We start from the raw sequence: 20,121 nt of genomic DNA, 5'->3' as shown, positions 1-20,121 counted from the left end.
TTCCTTATTGAGAAAGGGAAAGACTACGTAAAAATCAATAAGAGCCTTTTTATCGAAAAAATTTCATGTTCATCGTTGTCATTGGTCTAAAACACTTGTTTTAAATTATTTTTAACAAATTATGTGTTTTAACCTTAAACTTTTGAACATGAAAAAATTAACACTAGCCTTTTTTGCGGTTTTCGCATTAATTCTTTCCTCATGTGAGGTTGAACCTGCTGGGGGCGAGGATGTAACCGGTATTGAAGCCAAGGGTAAAGCCCAAAAAAACAATGCGGTAGAATTTGATTTTTCTGAAGAATGCCTAACCTCTGAGGCCATTCTTTATGCGGGACAGAATATAGAAGTTGGTAAAGTAACCGTTTTCGAGTCAGAAGGAAATTATGTTATTACCTATGAGATTACAAACAATGCATGGTGCATTACCGAAACGCACCTTTCTGTTGTTAATTCTCCAGAGGATTTTCCAATGACCAAGTCGGGCAATCCAAAGAACGGTAACTTCGAATACTCGGACGAGTTTGAGTGTGAAAAGACCGTTACCTATGAGGTAGCTATTGAAAAAGGACCCTTTATTGCAGCCCATGCTGTGGTGGAATGTGTTTCCAGCTCACCGGAGACCATTACCGCCAGCTTACCTGAAACCGTTGATTTTTGTACTATTGACCAAGGCCCTGGTGCCTATCTGAACATTAATATCAGTGAAGGACCTTTGGCCGGAACGTACGGCTCTTGGTGCATCGATAATGATTCACCAATCAACCTTGATGAGTGCTATTCGGCAGATGTATATGCCATTGGAGAAGAACTTCCTGATGCATTCGAATATCCAGAAAACTTTGATTTGGTCAATTGGTTGCTGAATCAAAATCTAGTAGGTGAAACCAGTCCTGGCACAGGAGAAGCGTATACCTATGGTGATGTTCAATTTGCCATTTGGAAGTTGTTGGACGACATAGAAGACGAATCATGTGAGGAATGCAGTTTGGGTGATTTCACTCCAGAGCATGTTGATGAGTTGGTTGCCTTGGCTCAAGAAAATGGAGAAGGATTTACACCAGAGTGCGGGGATGTAGCCGGTGTTGTACTGATAGCAGAAGATGCTCAACCGCTTGTTATTCCATTACCATTGGAGTGCAGCCCTTGTGAAGAGACCGCTTGGACAGATGGATGTGACTTCCCCGGCAATAATTGGGCTACTTATTTTGAGTATTCCGAATGATAATCCAACAAGAGTAACTCTGTATCATAAAAATAAAGGGGCAACTAAACTTTGCCCCTTTTATATTATAGTACATTTACCTAAATCCAAACAATACGCTTCTACATGAAAATACCCTTTGTAGAATCACATAACTTCTTTTTTGACTTTTTTGAAAAAAATCAAATCCCAGCTTTTTACAGCAAGATTGACGGTGTTCCCAAATCCTTTTTTACTGAGGCTGATCCATCAAAAAAAACAAAAAACAAAGTACATATTGTAAACTGTGTCCCTCCACATGTTCTTGACGATGGAGATAGTATAGACCCTACCTATGGCTTTTTTTCAAAATCATACCGAATGGGGTTTGCCATGGACCTGACCAATCACGATTCCGCTAGTGCGTATTTAAGCGATAGATTCGCTAAAAAGACTTTTAAAAATCTCCGGCAAGATCGGCAAAGACTGGAACGTGACCATAACATTCGCATAGTAACATACTTTGGCAATATTGATCGAGCCTTGTGCACAGAACTTTTGAACACCCTAAAAAAGTATGTGGAAAGTCGGTTTGAAGGTAGAACACACAAGCACACAGCCTTAAGTAGATGGGATTTTTATGCCGAAACAACGTATGAAAATATATGTGCAAAAAGAGCATCCCTGTTTGTAGTATATAATAACAATGATCCCATTGCCATATCGCTCAGTTATCACTACAAAAACATTTTTAACGCCACCATCACCTCATTTGACCAAGCGTATTTCAGATACAGTTTAGGGAAACTTATGTTTGTATGGCAGCTAGAATGGTGTTATGAAAACGGATACGGGCTATTGGATACCGGGTGGGGCAACTTGGACTATAAAATCAAATTTTGCAACGCCGTTTACTATTATAACACTCATGTATTTTACCAAAAGAAAAGTTTATTTAAAAAGATTTTGGCCTATACCATAAGCTGGTTACTACATAAGAAGCACCATTTAATAACGCTTCGTGGTAAAAAAATACAAGATTTAGAAAGTGCCTATGAGGGACTATGGCTGAAACCCGAACGGTTCAAGTACTGAAACCCGTAAATACACCAGTTCCTATTTTGATAGCAAAACCCCAAGTGAAAATCCTATACAAATTGAATTGTTAGAAAATAAGAAGGTGATTCTCCATTAGACGCTTTTACCGCATTGACTATGGGCAACACAAAACCTAAGATTCCTGTTGCGATCAAGCCCAAAATCCCCAAGCCCAAAAGCAAGATGGCTGGAATACTAATTATAATATACAATATGAGGCTCAATTGTAGGTTAATGATGGCCTTTCCATGCTCATTCATTCCCTCAACCTTATCTCTTGACGACAACCAGATTATCAAAGGAACAATTAGACTTCCAAACCCAATTACATAAGATAATAATTGAGTTAAGTGGGTGATGGACAACAAGGTGTTGTCCTTTCGCATAACATTTTGATTAACAACTTCCATTTTTCGATTGATTTTGATGATGTACCCTATTAGTATATAATTATGTGAAAATGTTACAGCTCTCCGCTAATTTGTACTTTTGCCCCTATGTCATACACGGATAACATTGTAGCCTTGGCCACCCCTTCTGGAACAGGGGCCATTGCAGTGATTCGCATTTCTGGGCCGGATGCCGTTTCCATTGCTGACTCCATTTTTAAATCGGTAAAAGGAAAAGAACTATCCAAGCAGAAGAGTCACACCATTCATTTGGGTCACGTAGTGGACGATGGGAAAATTTTGGATGAAGTCCTCGTTTCAATTTTTAAAGGGCCGTATTCCTATACCGGAGAAAATGTGGTGGAAATATCCTGTCATGGCTCCCCCTATATCCAACAACAAATCATCCAATTGGTTTTGCGAAAGGGCTGCCGAGCTGCATCGGCAGGTGAGTTTACCCTTCGTGCTTTTTTAAATGGTAAAATGGATTTGAGTCAGGCGGAGGCTGTGGCCGATTTAATCGCAAGCGACAGTGAAGCGGCGCACGATATCGCCATGCAGCAAATGCGGGGTGGTTTTAGCAATGAAATCCAAAAGTTACGGGAGGAACTTCTGAACTTTGCTTCCCTTATTGAGTTGGAGCTGGATTTTTCACAGGAAGATGTTGAATTTGCAGACCGGACCCAATTCAACGAGTTGTTGAATCGCATTAGTGAAGTGCTCAAAAAACTGATTGATTCTTTTGCATTGGGGAATGTCATAAAACATGGTATTCCCGTGGCCATTGTAGGACAGCCCAATGTGGGTAAATCCACGCTACTCAATGTTTTGTTGAATGAGGAAAGGGCCATTGTAAGTGACATTGCTGGAACCACTAGAGACACTGTTGAAGACCAAATCAGTCTCAATGGCATCAATTTTAGGTTTATTGATACTGCTGGCATCCGTGAAACGGTAGATGTCGTGGAAAAAATAGGAATTGAGCGCACATTTGACAAAATTGAAAAGGCCCGTTTGATTATTTTCCTTTTTGATCGTATGGATTTTGACCGTTCGGAATTGAAGCGGATTCAAAATCGCTATCCCAATAAACAATTGGTCCCTATTTGCAATAAGGTAGATTTGTTGGAGCAATCCCAAATAGAGGAATTGCGAAAGGAAATTCCAGAGGTTCTCTTTCTTTCGGCCAAGAATAAAACGGGAATCCCTGAATTGGAAAAGAAACTACTTGCTTTAGTGGATTCGGGTGCGTTGAGCGGGGATGAGACCATTATTACCAATAGTCGCCATTATGATGCCCTACTAAAGGCTTTGGAGGAAATCCAAAAAGTAAAAGAAGGTATGGAAATGGGATTGGCCAGTGATCTTATGGCTATTGACATTCGCCAAGCCTTGTTTCATTTGGGAGAAATCACGGGGAGCGTTACTACCGATGATCTTTTGGGCAACATTTTTTCCAACTTCTGCATCGGGAAATAAGGCTAGTTTACCTTCCCCAGCCGATGGGTTCCCAACAAAACCATATTCATAACAATAAAGCCGATAATCACCAGAAAGACCAATTCTACATGTGAAAGTAAGGTGTTCATCCCCAATGCCCGATTGGAACGTTGGGTCATTTGGGCACCTTCGGTAAATTGGACCCCTTCCAAATCGTCCAGGTTTTTTCTGATTTCATGTAATTCTAGCTGAATATGTTTTCGGGTAGTCCCTGCAGCTTCCGTTTGTTGCAACAGTTTATCTTCCAATGAGATCAATTCTGCATAGTTTTTTCTCAAGTCGATAAAGAATCCTGATTCACTCCGGGTCAATTTGGTTTCGCCAAAGCGTGACATCAAGCTGGTAATGGAATCATTCGTGGTTTCAAAGAAACCCACGTTTTCCCCAAGAGAAAGTTCTTTTTGGTAGAACAATCCACTCAACTGATAAATATAATCTTGGGCCACCACACGATCTTCATATACCGAATTAACGGTATTCTGGGTTCTTAGAATGTATCCATAGTCCATCACATTGGCAACCATTATAAGCACAAATGAAATTGCCAAAACCAGAATCAAGCTAGATCGTTGCTTTCTTCTGGCACTTTTGGGTATGATGATCGTTTTCAACACTCTATCCAACTTCCTATAACATATACTTATTTGTAATTCTAAAATAAGCCCAGCCCCAATACTACCTCTAGAGCAAATCTTGGAACATTGAAGCTGGGCAAAACACCAATCAATTAACCGCTACTTAAGCTTTTATCAACTCTCCGGAGGCCATGGCTTCCTTAAAGTCTGCAGCAACCTGCCAGTGGCTTCCAAAAAAGCGATTGCCATCAGCTCGCTTTATTTTTACCGTAAGGGTGCCATCTTTCTTTTCCTTCACAGCCGTGACGACAACTTTGTTGCCCTCTACCCTTTTATAGTTGGCAATTCCTCCCCGTTTGATGATGAAATTGGCTCGTGGAAACTCAATATGCTCGTATTGTGGGGCATCTGGTCTTCCTATTTCAAAAACATCACCTACGGACACCTCTTGGGCATTAAGGCCAAAAGCACCGATCATAAACGCTACTACTAAAATGTATTTATTCATATCTGAAACTATTTAAGGGTTATACAAAATTTTTGTTCTATTCATTCTTTAGGGAATAGCTCATTTTTTCTTTTGGAAGCCATTCCACATGTTCTATCATAATTGGATCCATGTTACCCGGAACCTGCACTTGGTCTCCTACTGACCGCCCGATCAAAGCCGCACCCAGAATGCTTCGTACCGAGACTTTTCCATCATCATTTATTCCATCAGGTTCAAGTACCAATTGAAACATTTGCTGCTTACCAGACATGGCTACCGTTACATTGCTGTACAGACGCACAATATCTCCCGGTAATTCTGAAGTATCGCAGATCTTCGCATGGTCCAGGCTCACTTTAAGTATCTCCAAAGCATCGTTTTGGAGATTGTCATGGTAATACTTGTTAAAGTTCAATACCTTCTTGAGCGCCAAATAATCCGTCTTCTCCATAATCACATCTCCAAACTTCATGACATGGATTTAGGTCTTATACTTCTTATGGTTATGGATGGCACAAAAATTAGCATGGCTATTCTGTTTGCCTTAGTAAAGCAAAGCCTATGCCCAAAAATTCTTAAATTTCTAAGTGAATAATAAAACTCTAAATATCAGAGTTTTACGGGTGTAGTGTAGAATTTACTCAAAAATAAAATTGGGGATATTTTACCCGCATGGGTAATTTTTACCCAGTTTTATTTGAGTTTTTCCCGAAGTGTTTTGCGGTCTATTCCCAATATCTTTGCCGCTTTGGTTTTATTGTTTCCTGTTGATGCCAATACTTTTTGAATGTACTCTTTTTCCACCTGCCTTAAGGGCTTAAGGGATTCCTCTGGAAAGTCAATTTTAAACTTAACCTGTTCTGGCAGATGCTTTACGGTCACCTGTCCATCACACATAATCACCGCACGTTGGATGACATTTTCGAGCTCACGAATGTTTCCCGGCCACGAATACCGCTGCAGCACCTCTACGGCCTCCGGGGTAATGCTCACCAATCTATCCCTGTATTCCACACCATATTTTTGAAGAAATTTGTTGACCAAAAGGGGAATGTCAGAAATCCGCTCACGCAATGGCGGCACTTTTATGGACACTACAGTTAAGCGGTAATATAAATCTTCCCTGAAATGTTTCCCCGCTATCATTTCTTCCAAATTGCTATTGGTGGCGGCTATAATCCGAACATTCAACTTTTCAGGTTTTTGGGAGCCTACTTTGATTACTTCCTTTTCTTGAAGTACCCTAAGCAATTTTCCCTGTACTCCCAGTGAAGCGTTTCCTATTTCGTCCAAAAAAATGGTGCCATTATTGGCAGCCTGGAAAAAACCGTTTCGGGTTTCATTGGCCCCGGTAAAGGCCCCTTTGGAATATCCAAAAAGTTCGGCCTCCAAAAGGTTTTCGGGAATGGCACCGCAATTGACTGCAATGAATGGTGCTCTGGAAAACCTACCAGAATAGTGAATGGCACGGGCCACCAGTTCCTTTCCCGTCCCACTTTCCCCTTGAATGAGAACCGTGGCATGGTTGTCCTTTACACGCTCAATGATTTGCGTGATATCTTGAAAAGCTTCCGAGGCACCTATCATTTCTCCGTATGCCTTTGGGAGTTGTGGTTCTGATTTTACGGACTTCCTTTTTAGGATAATGGTTTTTAGCGACTTTTCAACCGCATCCTCCAGTTCGGCCTTTGTGAAAGGTTTGGTAAGATATTCCGTAACACCCGATTTAATAACGCTCATGGCGTCATCAATCGATGGAAAACCCGTAACCACCAGTTTTGGCATATCCGGAAAATGTTCTGCCGTATACTTTATCAACTGTATGCCATTTATCTCGGGCATGTTGATATCCGTGATCAAGAGATCTATCTCAGTATCCTTTAAAATATAGAGGGCTTCCTTGACCGATACGGCACTGTAGGTGTGGTAGTGCATCCCATTGAGGTGCCTTTGGAGCAATTCCAAAATTTGGATGTCGTCGTCCACCAACAGAATATTTTCCTTCTTCAGCATACAATCCTATTTGAGTTTGGGAAATTCAATGGTAAATACAGTCCCTTTAGGTTTGTTCGGGGCATGGGCTATGCTCCCTTTATGACTTTTGATGATGCCATGCACAACGCTCAAGCCAAGGCCACTCCCTTCGCCCACGGGTTTGGTCGTAAAGAAGGGGTCAAAAACGCTGCTAGCCTTATCCTTGGGTATTCCACTTCCTTCATCTGAAATTACCAGTACCACTTTATCCTTTTTATCGGTTACCTTGATTTTGATGGTACTATTTGGAGGTGAAAAATAAATGGCATTTACAATAAGGTTGAAAAGCACTTGGGTGAGTTGAATCTTGTCCGTCCGCAATTCAATATTTTCTGTGTTGACCTCCAAATCACAGGAAACTTCGTTTTTGGCCAAGGTGACTCGCAGTAAGTCCATGGCATCTTTTATAATAGGAACAATGTTGAGCGTATTGCGTTCCTCCGGCATTTCGCAAGCAAAGAACATGAGCTTTTTTACCACTTCCCTGGAAAAAATGGTGTTGGTGATGATTTTGTCCAAGTCTTTTGTGGCCAGTGGATCGTTTTCGACCCTCTCCCGCAAAAGTTCGGCAAATCCCAATATATTGGCAAGGGGTGTATTGAGTTCATGGGCAATTCCCGCGGTGATCTCACCCAAAATCCGAAGTCGGTCAGCTTGCTCTACCTGCCTCCGAATACTTTCTTGATTGTCCTTGATTTCTTTACGTTCCAAAAGATTGCCCACTTCCAAACAGACATTGTCCAGCAACTGCTGTTCTTCCACCAAAAAGTCATCCAGGGTATATTTGGGTGAAGGGTACCCTACTTTTATGAGACCCTTCTGTTCATTAAAAACCTTAATGGGTGATTGCAAAAATACGTATGCCTCCCCTCTTTCTTCGGTATATATAGAGGTTACTGGGGTTTCCAGTTCCACATAAGTCTCTTTATCAAATTGCCAGGCCCGTTGCAAACAATCGGCAATGGCCTTCAACACTTCTTCTATCTGTTCATAATCACTGTGCACAATCAAGGAGGTGACCTCGTAGAGACAGGTCAATTCCTTGATACGTTCTTTGAGTTTCTGTTCTGCTGTGTGCAAGGTTTTCACTTTGCCCGTAAATTACTAATTTACCAAGAATAATATGGAGCCCAATAAGCATATTAATGCTTCCCTTCAGAATCCAATCGTTGAATTTCAATATTGGCTGCGGTAATCAGATTTTTGAGTTGTTCTGAATCCTTCTTAGGGCAATTTTGGGACAATTGATATTTTGAACTTTCAATAAGCCTGTGACAATACGCTATCTGTTCATTGACCGGTAATTTGGATATGGTCTTTACAAAAAGATCGTCCAAATGGCACAATGAAACTTCCTTGGGCTTTTTACGAATGAATTTGAGCATTTTAACTATGTCGTTGGTTGGTGGATTACATCTAAATCCACAAAAACCAAGCCATAATTGTCAACAAAACACTTAAGGTTCCCTTATTCATTCACCTTGAGCATAAACCCTCTTCGGTTCACATTTACAATACTTATTCTGGAATCCCTGCTTAAATGTTTTCGCAGGTGCGATATAAAAACATTGAGACTCTTTTTGTTAAAGTAATCGTTCTTGTCCCAAATGGTGGTCAATATTTCCTTATGGGTGCAGAGTTGATTCATATTCACGGCCAATAAAGTGAGCAAATCAAATTCCTTTCCTGTCAATTTTATGCTTTCCCCTTTGTATTTAAGTTCAAAGCTTTCGGTGTTAAGGGTATAGTCACCAATATCATAACTGGTTTCTTGGGATTCTTTGTTTTCTTCAGCAACCAAACGGGACAAAAGTGCATTGATACGGACTACAAGTTCCTCTTCATCAATGGGTTTTTTTAAATAATCCACCGCACCCAGGGAAAACCCTTTTAGTACATCAATCTTTAAGGAACGGGCAGTTAAAAAAAGAAATGGAAGCTCCGGGTTTATGGCCTTCACCTTTTGCGAAAGTTCAAAACCGTCCATATCGGGCAACATAACATCCAAGATGGCCAAGTCAAACACATTGGTTTCTGTTTTTTGGAGTGCTTCCTGCGCATTCTTCACCCAAGTGACGCCAAATCCCTTCATACCCAAATATTCGGAAAGCAAATATCCCAAGGAAGCATCATCTTCCACCAAAATCAATTTGTATTTATCGTCCATTGTTACTTGTTTTTAAGGAAATTACAAAGGTTGTGCCCTCCCCCAATTTACTATTTACCGCAATGTTACCGCGGTGCATGCTTACAATCTTATGCACATAAGATAAGCCAAGCCCATATCCTTTTACTTTATGTACATCGCCATTCTTGATTCTATAATATTTTCTGAAAATCTTTTTTAAATCTTTTTGGGAAATGCCCGGGCCATTATCTGAAATGGCCATCAAAAGCTTTCCTTTTTGGATATGGGCATTGAGCCGTATCACGGGGTCATCTGAATACTTCTTGGCATTTTCCAAGAGGTTTCCTATGGCATTCTCCAAATGAAATTTTTCTGCACGTATGGGATAGGCGCTTCCCTGCAATTCATAATCAAAATCCACCTTTTCGTATTTTGAGAGTGTTTTAAAATCTTCACATATTCGCTGTAGTTCAGGTTTAAAATCCAGTTCTGTAAATTGCATAATTTTTTTACCAGACTCCAAACTTGCCAATTCCAGTACCTTATCAATATGTTTTCGCAACCTATCGGTCTCTCTCCGAATCAGCTCCAAAACCGGCTTCTTTTCTGGGGATATGCCCTCTTCCAATATTTTACTGGCCAGACCAATGGAAAAAACAGGGGTTTTTAGTTCGTGGGTTAGGTTATTGATGAAATCGTTTGTGGTTGTGATCAAGCTGCTCTGCCAATAGAACGACCTTAGCACCCATATCACTACTACAATTATGGCCAGTAGGAAAATAGCTCCGGGGATGGTCAATCCGTTCAACTGGCTCATGAAATACTTGTTGATGTCCTCAAAGCCGAGCTCAAGCACAACTTCCTTATTTAAAAGATTGGGTAAATACCCTTCAATCTTTACAGGATACATCAGGATGTCATCATTCTTTACATGTGGTTTTAATGACGTAAGATATTGAGTGGAATCCCTTGCGTACAATGCATAGGTAAACGGTGCGTCTATGCCCGAAACCCCCAACTGATACGAAATGTAGTCGTTCAAATAAAACTGTGAAAGCCTTTGCAAGCTGTCCAGGCTTATTTTCAATTCGGAGGTGTCCTTTTTTATAGTACTGCCAAGAGTGTATGAGAGGGAGTTGAGTTCCGAGAGTTCGCTGTTTATATTTTCCCTTGCTTCATCAATCTTTTTTGAAAATTGCACCCGCGCAAGTCCCAATCCAACCCGGAGATATTGGTATTGCACTACCAAAAGACCTATGACAGATACCACAAAAACAATGACATATACATTTCTCCGTGTCAGCATATTGCGAAGTAAACAAAAATTCCGAAGCATTTAACCTAATGGTTGACCTCATTAATCTTTCATTAATCTTTTTGGTCTTTTGTTAACCCCTTTGCATCCAACTATATCTTAATTTAGCGATGAGTTTAGTTAGTCATAAGTTAAATAGCGTAACATCCGTTAAAAACGTAAAAAACCGACCTTATTGGTCGGTTTTTTTATTTCAGTTCAATGGCAATATTATTTTTTAACCACTAATTGCTTGAAGTATATCTCTCCATCCTCAGTCAATATATTCAAATGGTATACCCCACTTTGTAAATTAGTAATTGGTAAAACGTAAGTATTATTGCCCGTTATTAATTCCAAAGCATTATGAGTGCCCACCAATTGTCCGGATGAATTAAAAATCTGTATTGCTTTTAAACCTGAACTATCACTGGTTGAAAGCGTAACTTCTGTTGTTCCTGGGTTTGGATATAACATAATTTCATAAGGAACAATCTGCACATTACTATCCATGTCGATCGCTACATTATCCGTTATGCGTGCTGTAAGGCTTGGAGAAGATCCTGTCACGGTCACATTGTCAATGAAATAAAATTCTGGGTTCCCACTGACGATCATCTCCACTACGATTTGTATCGTAGAGCCCGTAAGGCCACTCGCCGTGAAGGTCTGAGGGTCTATGTCGTCCGATACAGAACCGAACTCCACAGGAGTGCCACCGTCCAAAATGTACAGCGCACGCAAAAAATCATCGCCTTCCTTATTGTCCCTATCATCGTCAACATCCACCGATACCGATACCGTTTCGCCTATCGCGATGACCTCGGAGGTCCATACCCCTGGAGTGTCGCTCGCACCGTTGGCCATGAAGCGTCCATCGAAAACCTCAAAGGTTCCCCCGTCACGTGTCGAGGTCCAAGCTGTTGCTCCATTGTCCACAGTGGTTCCATTTGTTAAATCCTCAAAGTCTTCCAGCCATATCGTTCCTCCTAATGGGATAGTACCATATGTGGCCGTTACACTCACCGCCGAAGATGGCATCGTTACTGTGGTAGAGGCGCTATTGACATCAGCGACAGCTCCGACATCGCCTGTCCAGGCCTCGAACTGCTGGCCCGAGGGTGCTGCATCGGCCACTATGTTGACCACCTCACCCGACTCGTAACTTCCATCACCGCTTCCGTTGTTCACCGTAAGTGCATACGTTGTAACGCCGATTGGGCTGTACGTGGCCGTTACACTCACTGCCGAAGATGGCATGGTAACCGTCGTTGAGGCACTGTTGACATCAGCGACAGCTCCAATATCGCCTGTCCAGGCTTCGAACTGCTCGCCCACAGGGGCCGGATCGGCCACAATGTTCACCACTTCGCCAGCCTCATAGATGCCATCACCACTTCCGCTGTTCACTGTAAGTGCATAGGTTGTGCCACCGGCCGATTCGCCTGTTACGGTCACATTGTCAATGAAATAAAATTCTGGGTTCCCACTGACGATCATCTCCACGACAATCTGTATCGTAGAGCCCGTAAGGCCACTCGCCGTGAAGGTCTGAGGGTCTATGTCGTCCGATACAGAACCGAACTCCACAGGAGTGCCACCGTCCAAAATGTACAGCGCACGCAAAAAATCATCGCCTTCCTTGTTGTTGTTCACATCGTCCACATCAACGGATACCGAGACCGTTCCGCCTATCGCAATGACCTCGGAGGTCCACACTCCAGGAGTATCACTGGCCCCTCTGGCCATGAATTGGCCATCGAAAACCTCAAAGGTCCCCCCGTCACGTGTCGAGGTCCAAGCTGTTGCTCCGTTGTCCACAGTGGCCCCATTGGTCAGGTCCTCAAAGTCCTCCAGCCATATCGTTCCCCCTGAAGGGATAGTACCATATGTGGCCGTTATACTCACTGCCGAAGATGGCATGGTAACCGTCGTTGAGGCGCTGTTGACCTCAGCGACAGCTCCGACATCGCCTGTCCAGGCTTCGAACTGCTCGCCCACAGGGGCCGGATCGGCAACAATGTTCACCACCGTGCCCGATTCATAACTTCCATCGCCGCTCCCGCTGTTCACCGTAAGCGCATAGGTTGTACCACCAACGGATTCGCCTGTTACGGTCACATTGTCAATGAAATAAAATTCTGGGTTCCCGCTGACGATTATCTCTACCACGACCTGCACAGTTGAGCCCGTAAGGCCACTAGCCGTAAAGGTCTGAGGGTCTATGTCGTCCGATACAGAACCGAACTCCACAGGAGTGCCGCCGTCCAAAATGTACAGGGCTCTCACAAAATCATCGCCTTCCTTGTTGTTGTTCACATCGTCCACATCAACGGATACCGAGACCGTTCCGCCTATCGCAATGACCTCGGAGGTCCACACTCCAGGAGTATCACTGGCGCCCCTGGCCATGAATTGACCATCGAGAACTTCAAAGGTCCCCCCGTCACGTGTCGAGGTCCAGGCTGTTGCTCCGTTGTCCACGGTGGCCCCATTGGTCAGGTCTTCAAAATCTTCCATCCATATTGTTCCAGAGACACCGCCTTCATTTCCTTCCAATCCAATGGTCAATGTCTCTCCAATCCCATAATCAATCACTAAATCAGCTGTTGCATCGCTAGATGAGCCTGTGTAGATCAATGATAATTGGTGTGTTGAATTTGCTTTAATAAATCCAGGATTCATAGCCCCGGATACGATGGCAAAATCTGATGCATCTGGTCCGGTGATGTTCATTTCAGTAACATAAACACCGGTATTACCACCCGAAGCGTCCACATCTACCAGTGCATTATTTCCAGAACTCAATTGTACCGTGGAAGGTGCACTTAAGATGCTTGCTGTTCCGGGAACTCCAACTGGAGCATCAGTGCCAAAGTATTCCATGTTCTTTTGATTACCTCCTCCACGACTTGGAGATCCAGCAACCACATATACACCTGTTCCTGATACAATAGCCTGGAAGCCATGACGTTCAAAATTCATATCTTCCAACCTTGTCCACTCACCTGTGGATGGATCGTATGATTCAGTTATTCGAAGGGCATCATCAACATTTTCTCCATATACAATTTCATCACGAACTTCTCCACCCATAACAAGCAAATTCCCATTAAAGTTTGCTACAGCCGGAGCTGCTCTTGGTGTGGGAAGATCAGCTCCTAAGGTACTCCAAGACCCGCTTGTGAAGTTAAAAACATCAACTTCTGGCAATACAGGCTTAAAACCACCTCCATCTCCACCGGATTGTCTTCCACCAACTGCATATAAATTATCATCGATGACCACTGCATGGAAATGATCTCTCGCTCTTGGTGCATCTAAGTCTTCGAGTGCTGTCCACACCCCTGTGGCAGGATCATATTCATCAAACCAAGGCACATATCCCCCAGCATGACCCAACGTGTTTCCTCCTATGATATAGAACTTGTCATCGTAAACTACCAAGCCTGCAGATCCCCTCTTTCTACTTTCAGGTATTTCCGGGCCTTGTATCCATTCTTCATTTACAGGATCAAAAGCCCAAATAAAGTCTGCGGGAGGTTCTGGGAACGTATTAGCCTGAAAAGCCCCAATAACCCAAATAAGGCCTTGATATTCTGTTGCCTGAAAGTGATTGAACTCAAAAGGCGCTGAATCGACAAGCGATGTCCATGAATCACTTGCGTAGTCGTATATGTCTAATGTTCTAGCGCTTTCACGACCACCCATGAGGTAAAATTTATCCCCAACCTGAACAAAAGAGCATTCATGTCTTCCTGTATAATTTTGGTCCTCATTTTTAAGAACCCATTCTGTACCTATTGGTACTGCGTTCACTGTAGTGGTCACTGTATCGGTATCTGTCTGGTCATCACCATCCGTCACCGTCAGTACTGCATCATAACTACCGGCGTCCGTATAGGTATGCACAGGGTCTGCTTCGTTGGACACTGGACTACCATCACCAAAGTTCCATTCATATTGCACCACTGCTACATCATCTGTGGAGTTGCTACCAGTGAAACTTACTTCCAGTGGCATGTCACCGCTTTCCGGTGTTGCCTCTGCCAAGGCAGTAGGAGGAGAACTTGTTGCTGCACCACCACTTATCTGTATGGCGGACAACTTGGGCTGATCCACCCCTCCATCAGAAGCCAGTGCAGATAGGTATAGGTTCAGTATCCCATCATTTACTGTAACTGGATAACTCTTGATTGTAGGCGTTTCAGGACCAACATCGGCCGTAATGTCATAATCATCAAGCACCAAGGAGCCCTCAAGGGTTACATCGAACACCCTGAGTCCTTCACCTCCTGTACCACCTCCAGTGGCTCCCCAATATAGTTCTGCGATATGCAACTGTACAATGTAATCACCATTGGGAACAGGAATCTCATAGCTATAAAACTGATCAGAGGAACTACGTTCGGTCTGGTACAATGGAGGAAGCTGTGCATCAGAATTCTCATAGGTGTCTCCACCAACAAAATACTCATCTTGTTGGTAATCCACTCCATTATGGGTTAGAGCAGGACCACCTGCATTGATATTGAGTTCAAAAACGCCTTCTGGCAATATTACCCATTCAAAAGTTATGGATTCTATATCTTCGGTATCTCCATCGGTATCATCTACAATTATGGTTACATTGTAAGGTGACCCAGTGGCGGCACCCATTTCTACGGTTCCTCCAATCTGGCCATTTGTAGGCTCAATGGTTATTCCTGGTGGAAGGCCTATGGCAGAATACTGAAGATTACCATCTCCTCCTGATGCTTGGACAAATAGGCTTCCATTCAAAGCTTCACCTTCTTGGTTGGTTTGATTAGCCAATTGCTGTATGTCGATAGGGTTACTGGCATCAAAAGATTCTATGATTTCTATACCGCTTATCACAGCATCCCCATCGTTGAAATTAATCAAGGAAATATTGATGAAGTCATCCAGTACCTCAATAGTTTGTGATAGCACTACACCATTTCTAAAACCATACGTCCCGGATAAATCAATATCATCCATGTTTGGATAAATATTCCCTTCAACTTCGACATCAAATACCCTTTCTCCAGCTTCGGAAGTAGCGTTTAACCCCTCTCCCATATAAAGCCGTATTTCATAAAGTCCTTGAAGGCTCACTGGAAACGAATAGGTAACATGGGGAATGGATTCAAAGGTGTCGTATCGCGATGTGTCGAAAATATCAGTTGGTGTGGTAGACAAATCCACTGAAGTATCAAAAGATTGCATGGACTGCACACTTCCAACCGTGTTGGTTTCCCATTGTATAAGATATTCATTTGGGTTGCTATTTGTGTCAGCCGCCCAAGAAATGCCCCCGTCCAATGCTGCTATTTGCGGACCACCGGCATTTACCCTATAAATTACTGGGGAAGCGGCCACATTAATATTGAATGTGAATTCTGTGAAGTTTGTGTCCTGATCGGTGGCCCTGATTGTAATATTACTATTCGCCGCTGTTGACGGATAGTTAAGCGTTAAAATATTTCCATTTATCTGAGCGCCAATACTGGGGTCTGTGTTGCCCGATACCGAATAAACAAGATTTTGATTCCCGTTATCATCATCAAAATAGTTGTTTAAATTGAACGTATCGGATCCAGAATTGATATAGGTGTGAATATCCGAGATGGTACCCGTAATCGTTGGCGCTCCTCCAATAACATTCAAATAATCCCATGTTCCTTCCAATTCAACACCTGTGGTGTTTGAGGTTCCAATAAGTCCAACTGCCAGTGGATTCCCGGTTTGTTGGATTGATTCAAGAACTGCTCCTTGGGCTGTAATAGAGCCTAAAAGTTGTCGTGGTCCGCCGTCAAAGGCATATTCCAATCCTATTTCGCCTGTGGATGGGTCCACCAGAAAATAAAGAATAGCGCTGGCTCCGGGACGATTGCCAGGAGCAATGGTTAATTCTATTGGGGTCTGTTCTGAATCTGCGATCTCCTGACGTACCTGTAATCCTGCTTGGGTAATTACAAACTTAATGTAGTTACTCTGGGTTCCATCCCCCATAAATATACCCAACTCACCATTTGCCGGGCTGGCTGCGTGGTATAATTGCAAGTTGTCCGTAAAATTGATAAGCCTTGAGACAATAGTATAGGGAGTAGTGGTTATGTCCGACTCCACTCCATATTGGAAAGCTTTTTCTTGGCTATTGGCATTTCCTAAAGCTGTACCAGCTGTCAACTGCATGGTCATGGCGCCAATGGCCCCGCCAAGAATATCGTTGGGGTTTGGGTCGCTGGGATCATCCCTTCGATCCAACCATTGTAGCCAATTGGGATTGGCGTCCCCATTGTTCATCATTCCGGTAAAGCCCAGTCCTAAATATCCCTTTAGTTCGGTATTACTTGAAAACATTTGATTGATCACCGGTATACTAAAGGCATCGGTGCCAGAATCTTTGGGATCTCCCAATTGAAATGGATCTTGGGCATCTGGAATCCCATCATTATCATCATCAGGGTCGTTTAAATCTGAAACCAAGGTTCCTCCAGCTGTTTTATCAAAATCATTGGGTTGAGATCCTCCATTACATGGGTCTGATCCATTCTCATCTTCGTCTTGGTTTGTATACCCGTCAAAATCGTAGTCATCCGTTGCATAGCCTGGTGTGCTTGGTGGGTTACAAACGATAAAATCCTGCGGTTCAAATACGTAGATACCCCCTTCAAGGGTTGCTACCCATATGGACCCCGGAAAGATATCCGTATCAGAATTACAGGTTACGCCAAGTGCATTTCCTTCCAGTCCAGACAAAAAGTTACTAGTCAGGTTTTGCAATGACCCATCAGGATTTAATTGAACACGTCGTAATCTTCCCGTGTTTACCCCTGCAATTAAATCGCCTTGCATGGCGCCACCAAAATTGCTGGCCGTATATTCATCAATACCATTGGTATTGGTTCCCCAAAGGGTGATAATTTCCGCATCATCCCCATCTGGATTGTTAATGCCAGGTCCGCGCCAATCGCCTTCAACAGGGTTAGCCATGGCCACAGGTACTGGAGGCCAGTTTGCGGGCAATCCCAAATCTGGGTTTGTGGTTGAACCCGGTGTAGAGCCATCGGGGTCATAAACCAGTGTTCTAAATACCGCTCCATTGGTTGTTCCATCACTTGATGGGTTGGTATATAAGCCTGCCCCTAAAGGGTTGGCCCTTGTTGGGTTGGCGTGTCCGCCATAAAAGCTTCCAGGAGCATAGGTGTTAATATTATTTGTGACCATTTTAAGGTTATCTCGGTTGTTAACCGATTCGCCTCCCGAATCTGAGCTGCTTCCAGGTTGTAGGGGATTGTAATTATTGGTTACATTACCCGTTCCTTCTCCAAAGGGGAATCCACCCCAACCTTGGTTGGCTCCATTATCCGTAATATAAACGGCACCACTTTCGGTAACCACAAAATCATATATGTTTCTATGTCCAGGTGAAAAAACCTGAACAGGACCTCCAGATACCAATACCGCCTGATTTAATCCATCGTTTCCACCAAAAGGGTCGTTAACATCAACACCATCATATCCGAGGTTATCTGGATCAATAATTCCATTTGCGTTGGGACGACTAGGGTCGTCCAAAGTGGGTAGGTCATAGATATACTTGCGACCATTATCATCTAGAATAGGCATACTTTCCAAAGCATCCAAATCAACCGAAAGGAGTGCTGCCGTGAGTGCATATTCACCTGTGTAGGCAAAATTTCTGGAAGGCGAACCAGCATTGGTATGTCCGCCTTGACCAATCAACAAATATTCTTGGCCATTGATTTGAGCCAATTCCAAACCGTTTGAGGCGTGGTTTTCTTCGGATCTAGGTAGCCCTCGCACAATATCCACAACATCCCATTCAGAGCCCGTCCATGATATACGGGTTATTATCCCCGAATTGGTGTCGAGACCACTATCACCGTTTCCCCCACTACCAAAACCTCCAATCCTAAAATCACTGGAGGCTACATAAATTATGGGGTTCTCCGCGGTTCCACCTACTTCAATACCCAGGGTTTCCCTGGATGAACTAAAGAATAAGCTTCCGTCGTCATTATGATCCTGAATTGTGGTAATGGCATCCAATTCTTCTGCGTCCGTTACCACATAATTTCCCGGGCCATTTCTTTCGATGGTAAAAACCATGATAAGTCCACGGTAATCGGAGACATATAGTCTTCCATCCGGTCCAAACTTTATGGAAGTTCCGTTTGTAATGGATGGAAATCCATTTAAATTGAGCTCATTCAATGAAAAACTGACCTGCGCAAAGGTCGAGCTGCATAAAAAAAATAAAAAAGTTACACATAGAAGTCGGATACACCTATGTATTGTGGGGTAAAGTTGTATCATATTTGTTCTTTATATGGGCTAAAAAGTAATTACGTAAAAAAGCACGGGAAATCCCGGAAATGTTTATTATCTCATATTGAATGTGTTTAGTAATGACGGGGGGCAGTACGAATATATATCACATGTTTTAACTTGTACCATTACGCTGTACCAATTAAGACCAATTACCATAAAATTCGGTGAACGTCAGAATTGGGCATTCATCTAACTTGCAATGCATTACTCTTAATGACCAGGTTTCACCATCTTATGCATATTCCTACTGGTTTAGAGAGGGTTGCATTGTTTTTTGTTTTAGGGAACAGAAACAATTTTTCAGCCTATTTTTGCACAAAACGTATTGTATGTTAAACTTTTTTTCGAAGAAGGAGTACCTGATTGATCATTTGGGAGGTCTTGTGGACATCCATAATCATATCCTACCAGGTATTGACGATGGTGCTAGATCCGTTGATGATTCATTAGCTTTGATAAAGGGGTTTGGTGAGTTTGGTGTTACAAGGTTTGTATGTACACCGCACATCATGCACAATTACTATCCGAATACGCCTGAAACCATTCAAGAATCCTTTGAAAAGTTGAAAAATGCATTGAATCAAAGTGGTATGGATGAGGTGTCATTGGACAAGGCGGCTGAACACATGATCGATGATAACTTTGAAGAATTGTTACACCATGATCAGATTATGCCTCTTACAAGATACCATTTGCTGGTTGAAATGTCTTTTTTACAGCCTCCCATAAATATGAATACGGCCTTGGACAAGATTATTTCCAAAGGACTTTTCCCCGTGCTGGCCCATCCTGAACGGTATTTATTTTTGAGCAGTTCTTCCAAACGCCTTAAAAGCTATAAGGAAAAGGGAGTTTTGTTCCAAGTAAACCTTTTGTCATTAGCGGATTATTACGGTAGCGATGTAAAATCAAAAGCTCTTAAACTAATGGAAAACAATCTTATAGACTTTGTTGGGAGTGATGTTCATAACATGCAGCAATTAAAATCGCTAAAAGAGGCAACCATTACCAAAAAAACAGGCAAAATGCTCCATACACTGGTCAATGACACCATTGAACAATTCTATTGATT

Annotated in this window: 14 protein-coding genes; 4 read left to right on the top strand and 10 right to left on the bottom strand. The window is 42.7% G+C overall.

Going from position 1 to position 20,121, the window contains the following annotated elements; genetic code table 11:
* The first annotated feature begins 148 nt into the window (after positions 1–148).
* Both FG28_RS15480 and FG28_RS15475 read left to right on the top strand, forming a co-directional pair.
* Positions 149–1,222: a hypothetical protein gene (locus tag FG28_RS15480; protein WP_036384360.1), complete on the top strand. Its 1,074-nt coding sequence runs from the start codon at positions 149–151 to the stop codon at positions 1,220–1,222.
* A 105-nt stretch (positions 1,223–1,327) separates the two neighbouring features.
* On the top strand, positions 1,328–2,275 hold the full coding sequence (locus FG28_RS15475; protein ID WP_036384359.1) for a GNAT family N-acetyltransferase: 948 nt from the start codon (positions 1,328–1,330) through the stop codon (positions 2,273–2,275).
* 53 nt (positions 2,276–2,328) lie between these two features.
* On the opposite strand, the gene FG28_RS15470 is transcribed toward FG28_RS15475, so the two are convergent.
* A complete protein-coding gene (locus FG28_RS15470) occupies positions 2,329–2,688 on the bottom strand; it encodes a DUF4870 domain-containing protein (RefSeq protein ID WP_036384357.1) in 360 nt (119 codons plus the stop codon).
* 87 nt (positions 2,689–2,775) lie between these two features.
* On the opposite strand from FG28_RS15470, the gene mnmE reads away from it, so the two are divergent.
* On the top strand, positions 2,776–4,146 hold the full coding sequence (mnmE, locus tag FG28_RS15465) for a tRNA uridine-5-carboxymethylaminomethyl(34) synthesis GTPase MnmE (RefSeq protein ID WP_036384355.1): 1,371 nt from the start codon (positions 2,776–2,778) through the stop codon (positions 4,144–4,146).
* A 2-nt stretch (positions 4,147–4,148) separates the two neighbouring features.
* Here mnmE and FG28_RS15460 read toward each other — a convergent pair whose 3' ends face one another.
* The 9 genes from FG28_RS15460 to FG28_RS15415 form a co-directional block, all read right to left on the bottom strand.
* The gene (locus FG28_RS15460) at positions 4,149–4,778 is read right to left on the bottom strand and encodes a hypothetical protein (protein ID WP_197062612.1); all 630 of its coding nucleotides are present in this window, start codon (positions 4,776–4,778) and stop codon (positions 4,149–4,151) included.
* A 127-nt stretch (positions 4,779–4,905) separates the two neighbouring features.
* Entirely contained in the window at positions 4,906–5,250 is a 345-nt protein-coding gene (locus tag FG28_RS15455) for a hypothetical protein (protein ID WP_036384351.1), read from the bottom strand.
* A gap of 37 nt (positions 5,251–5,287) precedes the next feature.
* Positions 5,288–5,704, bottom strand: coding sequence for a GreA/GreB family elongation factor (locus FG28_RS15450; RefSeq protein WP_081894425.1), 417 nt, complete (start codon positions 5,702–5,704; stop codon positions 5,288–5,290).
* 221 nt (positions 5,705–5,925) lie between these two features.
* Positions 5,926–7,245: a sigma-54 dependent transcriptional regulator gene (locus FG28_RS15440; RefSeq protein ID WP_036384344.1), complete on the bottom strand. Its 1,320-nt coding sequence runs from the start codon at positions 7,243–7,245 to the stop codon at positions 5,926–5,928.
* 6 nt (positions 7,246–7,251) lie between these two features.
* Positions 7,252–8,355, bottom strand: a complete 1,104-nt coding sequence (locus tag FG28_RS15435) for a HAMP domain-containing sensor histidine kinase (protein WP_316930872.1) — start codon at positions 8,353–8,355, stop codon at positions 7,252–7,254.
* A 53-nt stretch (positions 8,356–8,408) separates the two neighbouring features.
* Entirely contained in the window at positions 8,409–8,651 is a 243-nt protein-coding gene (locus tag FG28_RS15430; protein WP_036384343.1) for a hypothetical protein, read from the bottom strand.
* A gap of 83 nt (positions 8,652–8,734) precedes the next feature.
* Entirely contained in the window at positions 8,735–9,433 is a 699-nt protein-coding gene (locus FG28_RS15425; protein ID WP_036384339.1) for a response regulator transcription factor, read from the bottom strand.
* On the bottom strand, positions 9,423–10,700 hold the full coding sequence (locus FG28_RS15420; protein ID WP_036384337.1) for a sensor histidine kinase KdpD: 1,278 nt from the start codon (positions 10,698–10,700) through the stop codon (positions 9,423–9,425). The genes FG28_RS15425 and FG28_RS15420 overlap by 11 nt, the downstream gene beginning before the upstream one ends.
* A 219-nt stretch (positions 10,701–10,919) precedes the next feature.
* Complete coding sequence (locus tag FG28_RS15415) at positions 10,920–18,932, bottom strand: malectin domain-containing carbohydrate-binding protein (protein WP_051947403.1); 8,013 nt, start codon at positions 18,930–18,932, stop codon at positions 10,920–10,922.
* Positions 18,933–19,378: 446 nt separating this feature from the next.
* Here FG28_RS15415 and FG28_RS15410 point away from each other — a divergent pair, with 446 nt between their 5' ends.
* Positions 19,379–20,119, top strand: coding sequence for a tyrosine-protein phosphatase (locus tag FG28_RS15410; protein WP_036384333.1), 741 nt, complete (start codon positions 19,379–19,381; stop codon positions 20,117–20,119).
* Positions 20,120–20,121 lie beyond the last annotated feature (2 nt).

Source organism: Muricauda sp. MAR_2010_75 (assembly GCF_000745185.1).
Classification (GTDB): domain Bacteria; phylum Bacteroidota; class Bacteroidia; order Flavobacteriales; family Flavobacteriaceae; genus Flagellimonas.
This window is presented reverse-complemented; position numbering and strand designations above follow the sequence as displayed.

What these genes read in the sequence shown, in the direction of transcription:
- FG28_RS15480 (WP_036384360.1), top strand. Translation starts at nt 149, where the DNA reads ATGAAAAAATTAACACTAGCCTTTTTTGCGGTTTTCGCATTAATTCTT.
- FG28_RS15475 (WP_036384359.1), top strand. Translation starts at nt 1,328, where the DNA reads ATGAAAATACCCTTTGTAGAATCACATAACTTCTTTTTTGACTTTTTT.
- FG28_RS15470 (WP_036384357.1), bottom strand. Translation starts at nt 2,688, where the DNA reads ATGGAAGTTGTTAATCAAAATGTTATGCGAAAGGACAACACCTTGTTG.
- mnmE (WP_036384355.1), top strand. Translation starts at nt 2,776, where the DNA reads ATGTCATACACGGATAACATTGTAGCCTTGGCCACCCCTTCTGGAACA.
- FG28_RS15455 (WP_036384351.1), bottom strand. Translation starts at nt 5,250, where the DNA reads ATGAATAAATACATTTTAGTAGTAGCGTTTATGATCGGTGCTTTTGGC.
- FG28_RS15450 (WP_081894425.1), bottom strand. Translation starts at nt 5,704, where the DNA reads ATGAAGTTTGGAGATGTGATTATGGAGAAGACGGATTATTTGGCGCTC.
- FG28_RS15440 (WP_036384344.1), bottom strand. Translation starts at nt 7,245, where the DNA reads ATGCTGAAGAAGGAAAATATTCTGTTGGTGGACGACGACATCCAAATT.
- FG28_RS15430 (WP_036384343.1), bottom strand. Translation starts at nt 8,651, where the DNA reads ATGCTCAAATTCATTCGTAAAAAGCCCAAGGAAGTTTCATTGTGCCAT.
- FG28_RS15425 (WP_036384339.1), bottom strand. Translation starts at nt 9,433, where the DNA reads ATGGACGATAAATACAAATTGATTTTGGTGGAAGATGATGCTTCCTTG.
- FG28_RS15420 (WP_036384337.1), bottom strand. Translation starts at nt 10,700, where the DNA reads ATGCTGACACGGAGAAATGTATATGTCATTGTTTTTGTGGTATCTGTC.
- FG28_RS15410 (WP_036384333.1), top strand. Translation starts at nt 19,379, where the DNA reads ATGTTAAACTTTTTTTCGAAGAAGGAGTACCTGATTGATCATTTGGGA.